Annotated in this window: 15 protein-coding genes and 1 pseudogene; 9 read left to right on the top strand and 7 right to left on the bottom strand. The window is 69.5% G+C overall.

Annotated features, from left to right (window positions below):
* Nucleotides 1–1,823 precede the first annotated feature (1,823 nt).
* Nucleotides 1,824–2,912 carry a D-alanyl-D-alanine carboxypeptidase family protein gene (locus tag DQ384_RS10770; RefSeq protein ID WP_245966366.1) on the top strand — a complete coding sequence of 363 codons (1,089 nt, stop codon included), beginning with the start codon at nucleotides 1,824–1,826 and terminating at the stop codon, nucleotides 2,910–2,912.
* A gap of 180 nt (nucleotides 2,913–3,092) precedes the next feature.
* Here DQ384_RS10770 and cpaB read toward each other — a convergent pair whose 3' ends face one another.
* Together cpaB and DQ384_RS10780 are read right to left on the bottom strand one after the other, a co-directional pair.
* The gene (cpaB, locus tag DQ384_RS10775; protein WP_114028596.1) at nucleotides 3,093–3,737 is read right to left on the bottom strand and encodes a Flp pilus assembly protein CpaB; all 645 of its coding nucleotides are present in this window, start codon (nucleotides 3,735–3,737) and stop codon (nucleotides 3,093–3,095) included.
* A gap of 187 nt (nucleotides 3,738–3,924) precedes the next feature.
* Complete coding sequence (locus DQ384_RS10780; RefSeq protein ID WP_114028597.1) at nucleotides 3,925–4,731, bottom strand: S-methyl-5'-thioadenosine phosphorylase; 807 nt, start codon at nucleotides 4,729–4,731, stop codon at nucleotides 3,925–3,927.
* 154 nt (nucleotides 4,732–4,885) lie between these two features.
* Here DQ384_RS10780 and DQ384_RS43945 point away from each other — a divergent pair, with 154 nt between their 5' ends.
* Complete coding sequence (locus tag DQ384_RS43945) at nucleotides 4,886–5,149, top strand: hypothetical protein (RefSeq protein ID WP_342769394.1); 264 nt, start codon at nucleotides 4,886–4,888, stop codon at nucleotides 5,147–5,149.
* A gap of 62 nt (nucleotides 5,150–5,211) precedes the next feature.
* On the opposite strand, the pseudogene DQ384_RS43950 reads toward DQ384_RS43945, so the two are convergent.
* Together DQ384_RS43950 and DQ384_RS10790 are read right to left on the bottom strand one after the other, a co-directional pair.
* Nucleotides 5,212–5,304 (bottom strand): annotated as a pseudogene (locus DQ384_RS43950) (FmdB family zinc ribbon protein); the annotation flags it as partial.
* 360 nt (nucleotides 5,305–5,664) lie between these two features.
* A complete protein-coding gene (locus DQ384_RS10790) occupies nucleotides 5,665–7,167 on the bottom strand; it encodes a potassium/proton antiporter (protein ID WP_114028599.1) in 1,503 nt (500 codons plus the stop codon).
* Nucleotides 7,168–7,297: 130 nt separating this feature from the next.
* Between DQ384_RS10790 and DQ384_RS10795 the strand changes: the two genes are divergently transcribed.
* Entirely contained in the window at nucleotides 7,298–8,380 is a 1,083-nt protein-coding gene (locus DQ384_RS10795) for an LCP family protein (protein ID WP_181871145.1), read from the top strand.
* Nucleotides 8,381–8,446: 66 nt separating this feature from the next.
* On the opposite strand, the gene DQ384_RS10800 is transcribed toward DQ384_RS10795, so the two are convergent.
* On the bottom strand, nucleotides 8,447–9,028 hold the full coding sequence (locus tag DQ384_RS10800) for a 5-formyltetrahydrofolate cyclo-ligase (protein ID WP_114028601.1): 582 nt from the start codon (nucleotides 9,026–9,028) through the stop codon (nucleotides 8,447–8,449).
* 12 nt (nucleotides 9,029–9,040) lie between these two features.
* Here DQ384_RS10800 and galU point away from each other — a divergent pair, with 12 nt between their 5' ends.
* The 6 genes from galU (at nucleotide 9,041) to sepX (ending at nucleotide 13,860) form a co-directional block, all read left to right on the top strand.
* Nucleotides 9,041–9,946, top strand: a complete 906-nt coding sequence (gene galU, locus DQ384_RS10805; RefSeq protein ID WP_114028602.1) for a UTP--glucose-1-phosphate uridylyltransferase GalU — start codon at nucleotides 9,041–9,043, stop codon at nucleotides 9,944–9,946.
* Between the two features lie 19 nt (nucleotides 9,947–9,965).
* Entirely contained in the window at nucleotides 9,966–11,165 is a 1,200-nt protein-coding gene (glp, locus tag DQ384_RS10810) for a molybdotransferase-like divisome protein Glp (RefSeq protein WP_114028826.1), read from the top strand.
* Between the two features lie 38 nt (nucleotides 11,166–11,203).
* Complete coding sequence (gene moaC, locus DQ384_RS10815) at nucleotides 11,204–11,632, top strand: cyclic pyranopterin monophosphate synthase MoaC (RefSeq protein ID WP_245966401.1); 429 nt, start codon at nucleotides 11,204–11,206, stop codon at nucleotides 11,630–11,632.
* Nucleotides 11,629–12,108, top strand: a complete 480-nt coding sequence (locus tag DQ384_RS10820; RefSeq protein ID WP_114028604.1) for a MogA/MoaB family molybdenum cofactor biosynthesis protein — start codon at nucleotides 11,629–11,631, stop codon at nucleotides 12,106–12,108. Before moaC ends, DQ384_RS10820 begins: the two co-directional genes overlap by 4 nt.
* A gap of 53 nt (nucleotides 12,109–12,161) precedes the next feature.
* Complete coding sequence (locus DQ384_RS10825) at nucleotides 12,162–12,794, top strand: GNAT family N-acetyltransferase (RefSeq protein ID WP_114028605.1); 633 nt, start codon at nucleotides 12,162–12,164, stop codon at nucleotides 12,792–12,794.
* Between the two features lie 289 nt (nucleotides 12,795–13,083).
* Nucleotides 13,084–13,860: a divisome protein SepX/GlpR gene (gene sepX, locus DQ384_RS10830; protein WP_114028606.1), complete on the top strand. Its 777-nt coding sequence runs from the start codon at nucleotides 13,084–13,086 to the stop codon at nucleotides 13,858–13,860.
* 172 nt (nucleotides 13,861–14,032) lie between these two features.
* Here sepX and DQ384_RS10835 read toward each other — a convergent pair whose 3' ends face one another.
* A complete protein-coding gene (locus DQ384_RS10835) occupies nucleotides 14,033–14,629 on the bottom strand; it encodes a hypothetical protein (RefSeq protein ID WP_114028607.1) in 597 nt (198 codons plus the stop codon).
* A 497-nt stretch (nucleotides 14,630–15,126) separates the two neighbouring features.
* Nucleotides 15,127–17,253, bottom strand: a complete 2,127-nt coding sequence (locus tag DQ384_RS10840) for a prolyl oligopeptidase family serine peptidase (RefSeq protein ID WP_181871146.1) — start codon at nucleotides 17,251–17,253, stop codon at nucleotides 15,127–15,129.
* Nucleotides 17,254–17,736: the final 483 nt, after the last annotated feature.

The following is a 17,736-nucleotide window of genomic DNA, read 5'->3' on the forward strand; positions in this document are numbered from 1 at the left end:
GGTAAAGGGGTGACATGCCGGGGACGTCTCGTCGCTGTGCGTGACTATCGTCGCGCAGCGTGATCGATCAATGGTGTGGGCGGGTGCGGAAGCGGCGTGGGTGTGAGCCGCCTCGTGGGTTTGGGCGAACTCGCGGGTTTGGGCGGAGGCCTGTTCTGGCTGAGCGGAAGCGCCCTGGGGCTGGGCGTTGGGGGCTTGTGGTGGCGATGGTCGCGCCTGTGATTCTGGGGGGCGGGCTTCTTGCCGCTGAACTGACCGGCTATGAGGAGCGGGTGCGGGATGAGGCGCCGGGGGTGGTGAAGGTCCGGGCGGCTCCGGTGCGAGAGGAGCGGCCAGGGGCGCTGGTCCTGGCGGTTCAGCCTGTGGTGCCGCCACTGCGGCATCGCTACTGGGGGGATCATCGCTACCTAGGGTTCATACCGGGTGGAGCCGGAGGGCCGGTCGGCGAAGGACGCCTGAATCTGGGGCTGGTGGCCGCTGGCGCGACGCGCGAGGGGGCGGCGTCGGCGGGGGGCGTGGATGACGCGCGCCGGGCGGATCAGGGAGATCGCGCTGAGCGCGGCGGTCGGGCGAGTCAGGCTTTCGAGGGATTGGTGGACGCGGGGTCTGCGGGGGTCGGGGCCGGCGGGGACGGGCGTGAGGGGCCTGGTGCTGCGGGAGAAGTGTTCAAGGGAGCGGGGACGGTGGGGAGCCTTGGGGCTGTGGTTGGGGCTGGCGCTGAGGTGGGGGCAGGAGTGCCGGTCGGTGAGGCCTTGGGGGTTGTAGGCGAGGGGGCGGTCGTCGGCTGGGCTCCTGGAGGTTTGACCGGTAAGGGCGCGGAATCGCCGGTCCGGGGAGTCCCTGCCGGGGGTGGTTCGTGGGTCTGGGGAGTCTCTGCTGGGGCTGGTTCGTTGCTTTGGTCTCGGTGCGGGGAGCGGGCGGGATCTGTGCGGGACGAGGTTCGGGTCGCCGCCGGGCAACACGGGCCACAGGTCGCCCGGGGGACGGGGTTTGGGATGCGGGGGAAGTCACGTCGGACCGGGCGGGAGGAGTTCGACGACGGCAAGACTGTGCCATCGCTTTTGCCCGGGAGTGATCTCGGGGAGCATCCGTATGCGGGGGGGCACCCAGTGGTGGAGCGTCTGTGCTTCTAGCGGTGCCGCTGGTCTTGGCGGTGCTGTAGGCCGGATCGTCAAGTGGCATGGCCGTGGGTCGTGGGCGTCTGGTGGGATGCGGCTGGCAGTGCGAGGAGGTCCGGGTAGATGTGCGCGTAGGTGGCGCCACTGCCTGACGTTCCCCGCGCGAGCCCGGCGACAGGAGACCCCACCCGGTCCGAGGCGTGCGAACCTGGCCCCGCCGCCCCGCCGCCCCGCCGCCCCGCGCCCCTTCTCCTGCTCGTTGGTGCCGCCACCACGAACGTTCACCGGGTTGTCCACCGTACGGCGGCGCCGGATTCGCCGTCCGCCTTCCCACCGGCGCGGCGCCGTGGAAAGCCGCGCAGTGAGCGCATGGAAAGGCAACGTAGCGGCAACGGAAAAGGGGCACCCGGCGAAGGTAAGTGGTCACCGCACCAGGCGCTCGCTCACTCTGGACCAGGCACTGCGCGTGGCCTGGTGGCCGGATCCGGCTGCAGTGGTCGGGGCACCGCTGGAGGTTCGGGGGCGGTGGGGTTACAGGGGTGGGTGGTGCAGTTCAGGAGACTGGGTCAAGTTGGCGGTGCGGAGCAGGTATAAATGCCATGATCCGCACATAACGGCTCTTGCGACTCGTGCCCGGTGCTCGTCTTGCTGTAGTAACGTGCGTGCCGGGCTTAGGTCACAAGTTCGCAAACGGAGGGGTCTAACGTGCCATCTCCTCGATCGGCGAGCCTGGTCGCGGTCCTCATGGCGGTGGTTTCGGTGCTCACCCTGTCGTCTTCGGGTGAGGCGCAGGCGCGGCCGGTCACGCTGGAGGCCGTGAGTCAGGACTCGGCTCCGGGGAACCTGACGGATCTGCGTCGCGAGGCCGAGAGGTCGTCCCAGGCGCTGGCGGAGGCGACGAAGGCTCTGGAGCAACGTCAGGCGACGCTCGCGAAGGCGGACTCGGAGCTGAAGAAGAAGCTCGACCAGTTCCGTACGGCGACCGCGGAGTTGTCCAAGGTGCGCAAGCCTCTCGCTGATCTTGTGCAGTCGCTGTACCAGACTCCTCAGGGGGGCGACATGGCCCCTTTCCTCTCGGGTGCGAGCGACACCTCCAGTCTGCGGGCCCTCAGCGACATGACGTACCTCGTGTCCGGGCGCGATGAGATCTTGGCCGATGTGGGCCGGCTCTACCAGGAGCAGCAGAGGCTCGCGGCCGAGGCGCAGGATCTTCGGGCGACCAAGTTGCTGGTGGAGGCGCAGCTCAACCTCGAGATCGACACGTTGCGGAAGCGTTCGGCGGCGGTCGTCAAGTCGCTGTCCCAGGCGCTGGTCAAGCTGGGAGTGCGGGTCAACCAGGGCGGACGCTCGGGTGCGGCGTGCGATCCGACGCGGGTCGGTTCGGCCGCGCAGTATCCGAACGGGCTGCTCCCGAAGAGCGTTCTGTGCCCGTTGCAGCAGCCGGGGCGTGAGCTGCGGGCGGACGCGGCGATCGCGTTCGTCGCGATGAACGAGGCGTACAGGAAGCGCTTCGGCAAGCCGATGTGCGTGACCGACAGCTATCGCAGCCTGGCGCAGCAGCAGTCGATCTTCTATCGCCGGCCAGGGTTCGCCGCCGTGCCGGGGCGCAGTAATCACGGGCTTGGGCTGGCCGTGGATCTGTGTGGTGGTGTGGACGTCTTCCGGTCGCTGCAGTTCAACTGGGTTGAGGCGAATGGCAAGCAGTTTGGGTGGATACATCCGGACTGGGCCTATCACAGTCCTTTTGAGCCCTGGCATTGGGAGTACGACCCGGAGCTCGGGTCCCTGCTATAGCACTCTGCCGCGTTGTCCACATGCTGTGGACGAATTTGTGGGTACGCGATTTCTTCTGTGTGTCTGTAGGGCGTCGAGGGTCGATCGACGTCCGAGGTTGGTTGGCATGGCTGTGCACGGAGAGTCATTGATTAGGGGCGTGTCGGCCTCGTAACGTTCTGTAACGTCAGGTTTTGCTGGTCATGGGCGGCCGTGGATGGTGATGGACAGGCGTGAGGCTGTGGCCGCCTGAGCGAGTCGCTGAGCCTGGTCGGGGGTGGTGGCCAGGACGACGAGGGCGCCGGTATCGCCCATCGAGTCCGTGGGGTCGGCGGAACGGGTGGAAACCGGTGGGGCTATGACGGTGACAGACTGCGCCACCGTGGCCGTCGCCGGGCTGACGGCGTCGTCCCACCTCGGGGCGGAGGCGATGACGTCGATGACGTCGCCCGCGCGGAGCAGGCGGGCGGACGAGGCGTCTGTGATGCGTACAGGGGTGGCGAGCAGGCCGGAACCGTAGGCGTCGACCAGGGAAGGGCCCAGCAGGCGAACGTTGGTCAGCGGTTCGCCGCGTCGGGCGGGGGATGTCAGGACTTGGCCGGTGACGCGTGTGCCGGGACGTAGCGCGCCGTCGGGCACGGTGTCCTCGGATAGGCGCACCACGGTCAGGTCGGACGCGGACAGCGGGCCTCCGGCGAGGTCGCGTGCGGCGGCGAGGACCTCCGTGGTCGGCGCGGGACGTACGGAGAGGCCAAGGCAGATGGTCGCCATCGCCGCGAGCGCGGCTGCCAGGATTCGCCGTCGCCGGTTGAGAATCTTGACGACGCGCGGGATCGCGGTTCGCATGGGCGTCTCCGAGGGGGGTGAGGTTGGGGGAGTTCGCCCGCCGCGTGGCGTTCGCGCCGGGCTCGCTCGCCGTATCAGGGCGCCGGCATCACCAACGTCCCTTCCCGCCGATGCGGCGCCGGTTAGGGGAGGCCGGTTAGGGGAGGTCGTGTCGTCGGACTCGTCAGAACTGCAGGGCGGGTGGGGGTTAGGGGAGGGGGAAGGGGAGTTTTATGCCGTCGAGGGTGTGGGGGCAGTGGCAGGGGCGGTCGGTGGGGAGGGCGGCGGCGACTGAGGCGACCAGGGTGCGCATGCGTTCGCTGTTGGCGGCGAAGAAGGCGAAGACCTCCTCCTGGGTGACGCCCTCGCCGACGTCCACCCCGGCGTCGTGGTCGGTCACCAGGGCCAGCGTGGTGTAGCAGAGGGCGAGTTCGCGGGCGAGGGCCGCCTCGGGGTAGCCGGTCATGCCGACGATCGTCCAGCCGTTGCCGGCGAACCAGCGGGACTCGGCTCTGGAGGAGAAGCGGGGCCCTTCGATGACGACGAGGGTGCCGCCGTCGGCGACGTCCCAGCCCTCGGCGCTCGCCGTCGCGTAGGCGAGAGACCTGCCGGTCGGGCAGTAGGGATCGGCGAACGGGACGTGGATCGCGCCGCCCTCGTCGTAATAGGTGTGCGAGCGGCTGGTGGTGCGGTCGACCAGTTGGTCGGGGATCACCAGCGTGCCGGGGCCGTACTCGGCGCGCAGCGAACCCACCGCGCTCGGGGCGAGCACCTGGCGGACGCCGAGCGAGCGCAGGGCCCACAGGTTCGCCCGGTACGGGATGCGATGAGGAGGGAAGCGGTGGTCGCGGCCGTGACGGGGCACGAACGCGACCGTGCGGGAGCCGATGCGCCCTATGGTGATGGGGTCGCTCGGTGGCCCGTACGGCGTGGTGACCTCGACCTCCTCGGCGTCGTCGAGGAGGGAGTAGAAGCCTGAGCCGCCGATGACTCCGATGTCCGCTCTGGTGACCATGGCGATGACATTAGCGCGCCGGCCGGGGGCGATCGGCGTGAAGTCGCCCCCTGTGGATAACTCCGGCTTATGCACAGGGGGAGAGGCCGGGCCTGCCGGTGGCGGAGGCGGGGTCCCTTAGGGGAGAGGGCGCCGTCCGCGCCGGGGTGACGAGGTGATCTGCGGACGCTGGTGGAAGGGTTGTACGGCGTCGGGGTGGCCGTACAAGCCGTACAACCCGCGACGTCGTCAGCTGGACGAGCTGGTGCTGGTGGAGGCGCTGGCCGACGCGGGCTCCTTCTTCGCGGAGCCGGAGTCGCCGGCGGTGCTGGAGCCGCTGTCGGAGCCGGAGCTCGACGAGCCGGTCGAGCTGGTCGACGTGGCGGACGACGAGGTCGAGGCGCCGGAGGAACTGGACGACCGATTGTCCGTCCGGTAGAAGCCGGACCCCTTGAACACGATGCCGACCGCGGAGAACACCTTGCGCAGCTGGCCCTGGCAGCTGGGGCACGTGGTCAGCGGGTCGTCGGTGAACCGCTGGACCGCCTCGAGCCCTTCACCGCAAGCGGTACAGGCGTACTGGTATGTGGGCACGCACTCCTCCTCGTATGGCTCAGTATGCTCACGCAGATTGGCACTCTACCGATGCGACTGCTAATGGTACGCAGCCGATTAGGCTAAACGCCACCCGGCCGGCTTCTAATCCCGGGCGGGAGGTCCCCCCGGAGCGGCCGCGGAGGGGTCTGGCCTGCGCCTTGTCGTGATACGCAGTGACCGGCGGCCGTGGTCGTGCGGCCGGAGTCCGTCATCTCGGCCGTGGAGGGTCTGGGGTGATCGGGGTGATGTGCTGGGGTCCTGTGAGGGGCCCGGCGTCGCCCGGCACGAATCCCCGGCGTCGCCCGGCACGAACCCCCGGTGACGCCCCAGGTACGAACCCCGGTGGCCGCCAAGGGCCTACTCGCCGCTCTCTCCGTACCAACCGGCCAGCTTGCCGCGCCGGCTCACCGCGCGCAGGCGGCGCTCCACCCGCTCCCGGCAGGCCGCCGTCGTGACGACGAGGAGCTGGTCGTCGGAGCGGAGCCGGGTCGAGTCCTGGGGCACGAACGAGTGTCCTTCCCGGACGACCATGGTGACGGCGGCGTCCGACGGCAGCCGCAGCTCGAAGATCTCGACCCCGTGCAGCCCGGACCCTGGCGGGATGGTGACCTGGAGCAGGTCGGCGTTGAGTTCTTCGAGCGGGGCGGCCTCGACGCCGAGGTCCAGGGCCTCGTCGGGGGCGCCGACCCGCAGGACGCGCGCCAGGTACGGCAGCGTGGGCCCCTGCACGAACGTGAAGACGATCACGATGACGAAGACCTCGTTGAACAGGCCTTTGGCGCCGACGATCCCGGCGGCCCACGGGATGGTGGCGAGCACGATGGGCACGGCGCCGCGCAGCCCGGCCCAGGACAGGAACACCTGCTCGCGCCAGGACAGCCGGTCGAGGCGCGCGATCCGTACGAGCAGGGCGGAGACCACTACGGACGCGGGGCGGGCGAGCAGCAGCAGCGCCAGGCCCGCGATGAGCCCGGGGACGATGGTGGCGGGCAGTTCGGAGGGGCTCGCGAGGATGCCGAGCATGACGAACAGCCCGATCTGGGCGAGCCAGGCGGCCCCTTCGGCGAACCCGCGGGTGGCCGGCCGGTGGGGGAGGCGCGTGTTGCCGAGGACCAGTGTGGCGATGTAGACGGCGAGGAAGCCGCTGCCGTGCAGCAGGGCGGCGCCGCTGTAGGCGACGAACGCGAGGGCGAGTACGGCGATCGGGTACAGGCCGGAGGACGGCAGCGCGACGCGGCGCAGGGCGTACGCTCCGAGCGGCCCGACGGCGAGGCCGACCGCGCAGCCGACGGTCAGCTCGAAGGCCGCCTCGAACATCACCTGGCCGAGGCCGGGCAGAGGGGTGTTCAGCCGGCTGAGCAGCATGACGACGATGACGGTGGGCGCGTCGTTGAAGCCGGACTCGGCCTCCAGGATGCCGGAGAGCCGTTGTGGCAGGGGCAGTCGGCGCAGGACGGAGAACACGGCCGCCGCGTCGGTGGAGGCGAGGATCGCCCCGAGCAGCAGCGCCGTGCGCCAGTCCATGTTCAGCAGCCAGTGCGTGGCGGACGCGAGCACGACGATGCTCACCCCCACGCCGATCGTGGCGAGGACGAGCGCGGTCGGCACGGCCCGCCGCACGTGCGGCCAGTACGTGGTGAGACCGCCCTCGGCGAGGATCACGGCGAGCGCGGCGAGGCCGATCTGCTGCGCGAGGTGCGCGTTCTCGAACTGGACGCCGAGCCCCGCCTCGCCGATCAGCAGGCCGAGCCCCAGGTAGATGAGCAGGGTGGGCAGCCCGGTACGGTGCGCGACCCGTACGGAGGCGATGGCGGCGATCACGACGACGGACGCGAGGAGTAGCCAGATATTAAGGTTCACCGGCTCTCCTCCTCATGTTTTTCCGCCCATTGTGGCGTATTGGTGTAGTCCTCTACCACGATGAACTACTTTGAGCTACCGTCACACGCGACACGGATGCTAGATCAACGGAATCATGGGTGGGACGGCAGTGACGGACGACGCTTCCCCGGTCCTGGAGAGCCCCGCGGTTCTCGACGGGCTGAGGAAGGACGCCGCCGGCGAGGGTGACGACGTGCCCGAGGCGCCCCCGAAGAAGCGGCGGCTCTTACGCCGTGTGGTGATCGTGACCGTGCTCGTCCTCGCCATGGTGGTGGCGGCGGCGTTCGCGCTGGTGATGGAGCGTCAGATCACGCTGAACGGCAACATCGAGCGTATCCCTGGAGCGTTCCCCGAGGAGGCCGGACGCCCGGCGAAGGCCGTGGGCGACGCGCAGAACTGGCTGCTCATCGGGTCGGACAAGCGTCCGGGCGAGGCCGGCAACCAGCGGGCCGACACAATCATGATCGTCCATGTCCCGGCCGCCCGGGATCGGCTCACGCTCATCGGCATCCCCCGCGACTCTTATGTCCGGATCCCCGGGCACGGAAACAACAAGATCAACGCCGCGTACGCCTTCGGTGGCCCGAAGCTGCTGATCAAGACCATCGAGGACTTCACCAAGGTCCGCATCGACCATTTCGCCGCGCTGGACTTCCAGGGGTTCGTCCAGATGAGCAAGGTCGTGGGGGGCGTGGACGTGTACGTGTCGCGCAAGGTGTACGACCCGGCGAACAAGGTGACCTGGCCGCAGGGCATGGTGCACCTGGAAGGCGAGAAGGCGCTGCTGTTCGTCCGCCAGCGCTACGGCCTGCCGGGCGGGGACTTCGACCGGATCAAGCGGCAGCAGGCGTTCGTCGGGGCGATGGGTCACAAGATCATAAGCAAGGATCTGCTGACGAACCCGTTCAAGCTGAACGACTTCCTGGAGGCGCTCACCCGCGCGGTCAGCGTGGACTCCGGTGTGACGTTGAGCACACTGCGCGATCTCGCCCTCGAACTGCGCGACATCCGGCCCGACACGGTCGACTCCGCCACGATTCCGACCCTGGGCACGGCCACCGTGAAGGGCGCCAGCATCGTCCGCCTCGACAAGAAGGAGGGCGCGCGTTTCTACGAGGCGGTCCGCAACGACTCGCTGGGTGAATACTTCAAGGACAATGGCGGTCTCGACGACCTCCAAATCGTTTCGTGACGAGAATCACAGCTGTACGCGCACGGCGATTCCCCTGACCACCTGGATCACAACGGCGCGGCGCGGTCACATCCGTCCGACGCCGACGATGCCGGACGGCAGGGCCGCCATCGACACGGCCCGGTCATGCGGCTCGGCGGGAATTCCCTCGATCAACTCGCCCTCGTGCAGCAACGCCACCGTGGGCACATTGGGCCCCACCCGCGCGAGCGCGCGATCGTACGAGCCGCCGCCGCGCCCGAGCCGCACGCCGGTGGACGGGTCGACGGCCAGGGCGGGCACGATGACCAGCGCGGCCGTGCGGATGGTGTCCACGCCCCGCCGCGTGTCCACGGGCTCCATCACGCCGCGCGGGCCGGGGGCCATCGACTCCGGCCCGTCGTAAACGGCCCAATCGAGATCATTGTCCGGGCGCAGGACGGGAAGGATCACCGTCGCGCCGTGCTTCCAGAGCGCGAAAATCAGGCCGTGCGTCGAAGGCTCGGAGCCCATCGACCAATAACAGGCGACCAGCCCGGCCATTTGCACCCAGGGCTGGTCGAGTAGCGTTTCCCTGATCGCGGTCGCCGAGCCGCGCGGATCGGCGAGCCCTGCGCGCGCGGCCACGATCCTCCGGCGCAGCTCCGCTTTGTCCACTCGGCCCTCCATTAAGGTGCATCCATGGCTGACTACGATCCAGTGACGAAAGTCGTCATTCCCGCCGCCGGTCTCGGGACGCGCTTCCTGCCGGCGACCAAGGCGACCCCGAAAGAGATGCTGCCGATCGTCGACAAGCCGGCCATCCAGTATGTCGTCGAAGAGGCGGTCTCGGTCGGGCTGCTCGACCTCCTCATGGTGACAGGCCGGAACAAGCGCTCCATCGAGGACCACTTCGACCGCGCGTACGAGCTGGAGGAGGTGCTGGCGGCCAAGGGCGACTCCGAGCGTCTCTCACAGGTGCTCGAACCGGTCGAGATCGCCACCTTCCACTACGTACGCCAGGGTGAGCCCAAGGGGCTCGGCCACGCCGTGCTGTGCGCCAAGCAGCACGTCGGCAACCACCCGTTCGCCTGCCTGCTGGGCGACGACATGATCGACCACCGCGACCGCCTGCTGAAGCGCATGATCGAGGTGCGCGACACCTACGGTGGCAGCGTCGTGGCGCTCATGGAGGTGCCGAGAGAGCAGGTCTCGCTGTACGGCTGCGCCGAGATCCAGCCCACCGACGAGGACGACGTGGTCCGGGTGACCGGCCTGGTCGAGAAGCCCCCGGCCGACGAGGCCCCGTCGAACTGGGCGGTCATCGGCCGGTACGTCATCGACCCCGCCATCTTCGAGGTGCTGGAGAACACCCCGCCGGGGCGCGGCGGCGAGATCCAGCTCACCGACGCGCTGCTGGAGCTCGCCGGGCGTTCCACCGAGGAGGGCGGCCCCGTCCACGGCGTGCTGTTCCGCGGCCGCCGGTACGACACCGGCAACAAGCTCGACTACCTGCGCACGGTCGTGCAGTTCGCCGCCGAGCGTCCCGACCTGGCCCCGGAGTTCATCCCTTGGCTGCGCGAGTTCCTCGACGAGCATTCCGGGTGAGAATCAGATCATGATGGTGATGAAATCGGTTGACGCGCACCTGGCCGAGATCCTCGCCACCGTACGCCCGATCGACCCCGTCGGCATCGGCCTGGACTCCGCGCTCGGCGCCGTCCTGGCCGAGGACGTACGGTCGCCCGTCGCGTTGCCGCCGTTCGACAACTCCGCCATGGACGGGTACGCCGTGCGGGCCGGGGACGTCGCGGCGGCGACCGAGGCGGACCCCGTCGTGCTGCCGGTCACGGTCGACGTCGCGGCGGGCGACACCGCGCCGCGGGCGGTCGGGCCGGGGCACGTCACGCGCATCATGACCGGCGCGCCGGTGCCCGCGGGCGCCGACGCGGTGGTGCCCGTCGAGTGGACCGACGGCGGCACGGACCGCGTCGCGATCCGCAGGCCCGCGCGGGTGGGCAACGCCATCCGCCGGTCCGGCGAGGACGTCCGCGCGGGCGACGTCGTGCTCGGCGCCGGCACCACGATCGGGCCCGCCCAGCTCGGCATTCTCGCCGGGGTGGGCAGGCACGCCGTGCTCGCCCGTTCCCGTCCCCGGGTGGTGGTGCTCTCCACCGGCGCCGAGCTGGTCGAGCCGGGCTCTCCGCTCGGCCCGGGGCAGATCTGGGAGTCCAACAGCTTCACGCTCGTCGCCGCCGTCCGCCAGGCGGGCGGTGAGGCGACGCGGCGGCGCGCCGTGGGCGACGATCCCGCGGAGTTCCTGGAGACCCTGGAAGGGCTGCTCGGCGCCGCCGACGCCGTGATCACCTCGGGCGGCATCTCCATGGGCGCGTACGAGCCCGTCAAGGAGGCGCTGTCGCCGCTCGAAACCGTCCGGTTCGAGAAGATCGCCATGCAGCCGGGGATGCCGCAGGGGTTCGGAGTGCTCGGCGAGCGGCAGGTCCCGATCTTCACGCTGCCGGGCAACCCCGTCTCGTCGTACGTCTCTTTCGTGCTTTTCGTGAAGCCCGCGCTGGCCAAGATGCGCGGACTGCCCGACGGCCCCCCGGCCACCGTCACCGCGGCGCTCACGGCGGGGGCGCGGTCTCCTGCGGGCAGGCGGTCCTTCCTGCGCGGGGTGCTCGACGCGAAGGGCTCGGTGACGCCCGTGCACCGGCAGGGTTCCCACCAGCTCGCCGCCCTCGCAGGAGCGAACGCGCTGATCGTGGTCCCGGAGGACGTCACCGAGCTGCCCGAGGGCGCGACCGTGGAGGTGATCCCGCTGTGAGCGAGCTGAGCCACATCGACGAGTCCGGCGCCGCGCGCATGGTCGACGTCTCGGCCAAGGACGTCGGCGTCCGCACGGCGCGCGCCACCGGCCGGGTGCTGCTGTCGCCCGAGGCCGTGGCGATCCTGCGGTCGGGGGACGTGCCCAAGGGGGACGCGATCGGCGTCGCGCGCATCGCCGGCATCATGGGGGCCAAGCGGACGCCCGACCTGGTCCCGCTGTGCCATCCGATCGCGCTGCACGGCGTGGAGGTCGAGCTGACCGTCGTCGACTCGGGGGTGGAGATCATCGCCCGGGTGCGGACGGCCGACCGGACGGGTGTCGAGATGGAGGCGCTGACGGCGGTCTCGGTGGCGGGGCTGGCCATGGTCGACATGATCAAGGCGGTGGATCCCGCGGCGGTGATCAGCGACGTCCGGGTCGAGCAGAAGACCGGCGGGAAGACCGGCGTCTGGAACCGGCCGTGAGGGCGCTCGTCGTGACGGCCTCCAACCGGGCCGCTGCGGGCATTTATCCCGATAAATCCGGGCAACTGCTGGCCGAGCTCCTCGCCGAGGCCGGATGCGAGCAGGTGGACGGCCCGCGCGTCGTCCCGGACGGCGAGCCCGTCGAGGCGGCCCTGCGCGACGGCGTCCGCGCCGGATACGACGTGATCGTCACCACCGGAGGCACCGGGCTCACCCCCACGGACCTCACCCCCGAGATGACCCGCCGCGTCATCGACCGCGAGATCCCCGGCATCGCCGAGGCCGTGCGCCAGGTCAACCGCGGCAAGGTGCCCACCTCGATCCTCTCGCGCGGGCTCGCCGGCCAGGCCGGGACGACCCTCGTCGTCAACCTGCCCGGCTCGTCCGGGGGAGTGCGCGACGGCATGGCCGTCCTCGCCCCCGTCCTGCGGCACGTCGTCGACCAGATCAGAGGGGGCGACCATCCCGCTCCTTGAGGGTCAGGAGGCCGCCATGGCGGATTCACGCTCCGGCAGGGGATGATTGACCCGTGGATCGACTTCGCGGCTGGCCGGCCACCCTCAGAGAGGGGCCGGTGGGACTCCGGCCGCTGCGTCTGCGCGATGTGGGCGTCTGGCGGGAGACGCGTCTGCGCAACGCCGACTGGCTCCGGCCCTGGGAACCCAGCAACCCTGAGACGCCGCTGTTCCGCACCGGCCTCGGCCCGTACATCTCCATGGTCGGCACGTTGCGCCGCGAGGCACGGCAGGGGCTCGCGCTGCCCTGGGTGGTCACCTGGCGCGGGGCGTTCGCCGGCCAGCTCACGGTCGGCGCCATCGTCTGGGGCTCCGCGCGCTCGGCCCAGGTCGGGTACTGGGTGAGCGGCGCGCTCGCCGGGCGCGGAATCATCCCCACGGCGCTCGCCATGGCCGTCGACCACTGCTTCTTCACCGTGGGCCTGCACCGCCTGGAGGCCAACATCCGGCCGGAGAACCACGCGAGCCGCCGGGTGGTCGAGAAGCTGGGTTTCCGCGAGGAGGGCATCCGCCGCAAACAGCTCCACATCGACGGCGCCTGGCGCGACCACATCTGCTACGCCCTCACGCTGGAGGACGTCCCGCGCGGGCTGCTGTCCCAGTGGAGGCAGACCTGGGAGAAGACGGCGCACGACGGCCCGGCCTAGGGGCCATGGATACCTTTGGCGTATCCGTGGGGATAAACGGGTTGACGATCTGGCGACACACCGCACCGAATGCTCGTCAACCAGTGACACGCGGTCCTACGGTGCGTGACGTGAACACATTTGCGACGGCGACGGTCCCGTGCTGTGTTCACGCTGCCCGCATACGGGCGATTTCACGCCGTCGTGAAATGGGTGGCTTCGCGCCGTCCCGGGCGCATATCTTCGCGCTGCCGGGGAAGGGCGCCTTCCCAGGGGTCGGTGGCGGCTCGTGTCGCGGGGAGGTGGGCGGGTGAGCAGCGCCTTCCTCTACCTCGGCATCGTGCTGATGTGGCTGTGCGTCCTCGTGCCCATGTGGCTGCGCCGCGACCGGCACTCCATCGACATCTCGGAGCTGTACACCGACGGGTCCGCGGAGGGCGACGCCTCCGGGCACGCCCACGAGTCCGACGGCGACACGCTCACGGACGTCCCGGTGTCCGGCCTCCCGGCCTCCGGGACGGACGCCTCCGACGACGAGATCACCATCGAACTCGACGCCCCGTCGTCACCCAAGCCCACCTCCGCCCGAGGCACGGCGGCCTCGTCGTCCCGGTCCTTCGCCGGGCCGCGACTCGGTCCGACGCCGGGCTCCGTCCCTTCCTCTGACGCGTCTGACGACTCGCCCGCTGAAGAGGTCGCCGAGACCGCTGAGGCCGCTCAGGACGAGCGCCGCCGCCGGGCCCGCATCGTCGCCCGCAGGCGGCGCTGGCTGCTCTGCATCGTCCTGCTCAACCTCGCCTCCGGGGTGACGGCGGCCGTCGGTGTCGCCCCCTGGTGGAGCGCCGCTCCCTCGGCCGTGCTGCTCGTCGCGTACGCCGTCGTGCTGCGCGCCGCCGTCATCGCTGACCGTGAGCAGCGCCTCGCCGCCGCCAAGGCCCGCGCGGAGCACGAGCGAAGGGAGCGCGAGCGCCGCCACGCCGAGGAACTCGCCGCGCAGCAGGCCGAGGCCGAGATCATCCAGTTCCGCAAGCCCGCCGAACCCTTCGACCAGTACGCCGACCGCACCCGCCGCGCCGTCGGAGACTGACACCCCGGCCGCGGCAGGGCCCACGGGTGAAGGCCGGCGGCCATCTGACCGCGGGGCGAGCCCCAGGGAGGTCGGTGTCGAAGTGCCGAACGCCAGTGACCGGCCGGACCCGTAGGTCCGGCCGGTCCTTGAGTGTCGGGCTCACCCCCGGGCTCTGGCGTCCCGGCGGCCCCTACTGGTCTTTCCGGCCGGAGTCCCGCTGAGCGCTGGGCGCTTCACGCTCGTCGCGTACGGCATCGTGGCCCCTGTGGCCATGGTGGTGGTGGACCTTCACCGGTCTCTGACGGAGCCAGTGGTTCGCGTCCCGGGTGAGCGCCTCGAGGGCCTCGTGATAGTTGTGGTACCTGCGCGCCTGCCGCGTGACGTAGATGTCGTCGGCGAAATGGCCGTTGTGGTGGTGGCCGTGATGCCCCCCGTGGTGCCGGTGGCCTCCGCCTCCGCCTCCCCCGTGCGGGGACTCGACAGAGACCTTGACCTGCTCTCGCGGGTACGGTTTGTGGACGAAATGGTGGTAGTGCTTGCGCGGACGTTGGGCGATGTGGCGTATAGGCCGGTGTTTCGGGACTTCCTTTCTGGGCTTCTTCACCTCTTCTTCGCCGCCCCCGCCGCCTCCGCCGTCGGGTGCCGATGGGAACGCGAGGCGGAGGTGGGCGCCGTTGGTCGCGGTGCCGGCGTGAGAGTCGGCCTGCGCGGGAAGCGGCAGCGCCATGAGCGCTCCGGCCGTCACCGCAGCGCCGATGTAAGCGAACAGGGATCGGTCGTTGATCATTCGCGTCAGAGACTGCCTGCCTCTAGGTGGATGAATCACCTAAATACCCCCCGTTGGTAAATGAAGAGAATCGAGCGCCGTATCGCCATAATGGCGGCACATAGGTGAACTACCCCTTATTCAGGCCGCAACACAGATGATTAATCCGGCAAGTGTGTCGACTGCCGTTAATGCGGCAAATAGGATATGACCCCGACGGGTCACTTGTGCGGTATATCGGATGAAGCGCTCTATATCCTCTTAACTGGGATGATCTCCCTGAGGCGGCCAGGCGTACGCACCCCTCGCTAAGCGGTCACATCCACCCAAGAAAGGGCGAATCCCGCCCGATCAAGCCGACCGGACGGGATCTCGTCAACCGGACTCAAGCCCTGGTTGGGGGTGTTCACGAGTGCTGTCGAGCTGAGGGGAGACCGTCCGCGTGGAGACCGGGGCCGTCCCTCACGGTTGCCGGCCACGTCGTCACCCAGATTGCAGTAGTCACGCTCAGGCCGTTCTCACCGTGGTTCTGCGGCGGCCTCACGAAGACGCGTGGCCGTCTTTTCCGGTGACAGACCGGTGTATTTTCCGGCGAAGGCAAGGATGTCCGTGGTCAGGGCGCGTTCCTTGCTGCCGGGGAAGGCGGCGTGGGCGGTGTCGGGTTCTCGGCGCATGAGGATCGGCCGGTCACCGCTGGTGGCGTGTTGCAGGGCCGCGCACACCTTGGTGACGTGGGCCTCTCCGGTCTGCAAATCGCTTACCGCGCCGGTGAGGAGGAATGCGGGATAGGGGACTCCGGGCGTGATGTTGTGGTACGGGGAGTATGCGAGCAGCCATTGGAGTTGTTCGGGGTGGGAGGCGGTGCCGAATTCGTCGGTCCATGTGCATCCCAGGCCGAAGTGCTCGTAGCGCACCATGTCACACAGCGGGCCTTCGGCGATGACCGCGGCGTACAGGTCTGGTCGCTGTGTGGCGGCGGCGGTGACCAGCAGTCCGCCGGCGGATTGGCCGTAGATCGCCAGCTGGTCGCGGGTGGTTCGACCGGTGTCGATGAGCCAGGTCGCGGCGTCGTTGAAGTCGCTGATCGCGCGGTGCTTGTGTGGTCCGCGGCCGGCGTCGTGCCAGCGTTGGCCTTCTTCGCCGCCCCCGCGGACGCAGGCGACCGCGTAGGTGCCGCCGGCGCCGACCCATGCGGCCGCCAGGGGGAAGAACCATGGGCGCATCGGCATGCCGAAGCTACCGTAGCCGTAGAGCAGCGTGGGGCGGGGGCCCTCATGTTCTTCGGCCGGGGTGAACAGGAACAGCGTGATCTCGGTGCCGTCGCCGGCCAGATAGCGAACGCTGCGGCTGCGGAGCCCTGGAGCATGTCCGGCTGTCGTGGCGCCGGCTTCCCGGTCCGTCTGCCCGGTGGTGGCGTCGTAGCGATAGATGGTGGGGGGTGTGGTCGCGTCGCAGTAGCTGAACCATGCGTGACGCCCGTGTGGGATCTCGGTGCGCAAGGATGACACCACGCCCGCGCCGGGAAGGGGCAGATCGCCGAGCGGCCGGCCACTGGCCAGATCGTGCAGCGTCACGGTGGAGGTGCCATGGCGGGAGCGTGCCACCAGCAGGAGGGGGCGCGGTATCGCCGGGTCGTCCAGGACCAGACACTCGTCCAAGGGGGCCTCGGGATCTTCGGCTACCAGTGTGCGCCATGCGGCCGGGTCGCCGTCGTGCCGGTGCGCCGTGCAGATGCGGCCACACGGGGCCTGGTGGTCGGTGACCAGCAGCAGATCGTCGTCCGCGAGGAATCGTGGGAGAACGCGGGAGCGTATGGCGGCTCCGTCAACGACCTTGATGAAACGCGGGGCTTCCGGATCGACGAGCTCGGCCACGTGCACATCGTTCTGTGAGGCGGGCCCGGCCGTCGCAGTGATCGCCAGGTAACGGCCGTCGGCGCTGACCGTGAGCCCGTAATAGTGGTCCGGGGCATCGTCGCCGCCGAACACCACCGCGTCGGTCTGCCAGGGCGAACCGATCCGATGCAACCGCACCCGCCGCTGCAAACGCATGTCGCCGGGGGCCAGGTCCTCATCAGGCACACGGCTGACGTAGTAGAACGCCTCCCCTCCCGGCAGCCAGGCGAGCGAGGTGTTACGGGCGCGCGGCAAGGGACCATCCACCACATCGCCGGTACGCACGTCCAGCACCATGATGTCGCTGCCGGGCTGCTCGGCGACCTCCATCTGGACGGCCACACGTTCGCCCTCGCGCGATGGCCACCAGGCGTACAGCCCGGTATGGCCGGACGGATCGATCGCTACCGGATCGACCAGCACCCGCCTGTTCTGCTCGGCGTCGACGACGAGCAGGCGCCGTTGCTCGTCCCCGCGTAACTGCTCGGCGACGAACATGACCGAACCACGCGCCATCGGAGGCTCCGACACGCCGAAGGATGACACCTGGTCCACCAAGGACGCCCACGATGGCCTTTCACGCCATCCGGCGCGATACGCCCGGAAGAGGCGATCCTGGGCCGCGGCCCACTCGCGCGCGCGCGCATCATCGCCGTCTTCGAGCCACCGGTAGGGATCGGAAACCGGGAAACCGAACAGATTTTCCACCACATCGCTGCGCCAAGCGGCAGGGTAGAACAATCGCGCCACGAACGCCCCCCGAATGCATCGCCCCGCCTGCCGTGGAGAGGCACTGCGGCCTTGACGCGCCGCAGTACCTCGACTCACTCAGCTACGACTGGCCGCGCAGAATGTCGGCCCGCCAGCCGCGTGCGCCCCCAATACGGGCGGCCGGAGTGCTATCGCGATACGGTAGGTATCCGTTCATGTGACCCTCCCGGATCCGTCGTTTCGCCCGGAAATGGGCGACTACGCGGACAGCCATCCCCGCGCCCTCGATCGATAAACACAGGCGTCGCTCTCGGCGCCGAGCGTCAATCCTCCTGAATCCCCTGTACGTGCGGGCCGGAGAACCGGCCGACCGTATCGGCCTTCCTGCCAAAATTTCGTGCAAGAGAATCAGGCATAATGGAATGCCGCGTGGAGATCGATGTCGCGTGAAAGTAATTCGGAGCCTTTCGAGATAGATCCTAGGGCTGACGGAGGTCTCGCATCGTGAGGCCCAGGGCAATC

Source organism: Sphaerisporangium album, assembly GCF_003323745.1.
GTDB classification, from domain to species: domain Bacteria; phylum Actinomycetota; class Actinomycetes; order Streptosporangiales; family Streptosporangiaceae; genus Sphaerisporangium; species Sphaerisporangium album.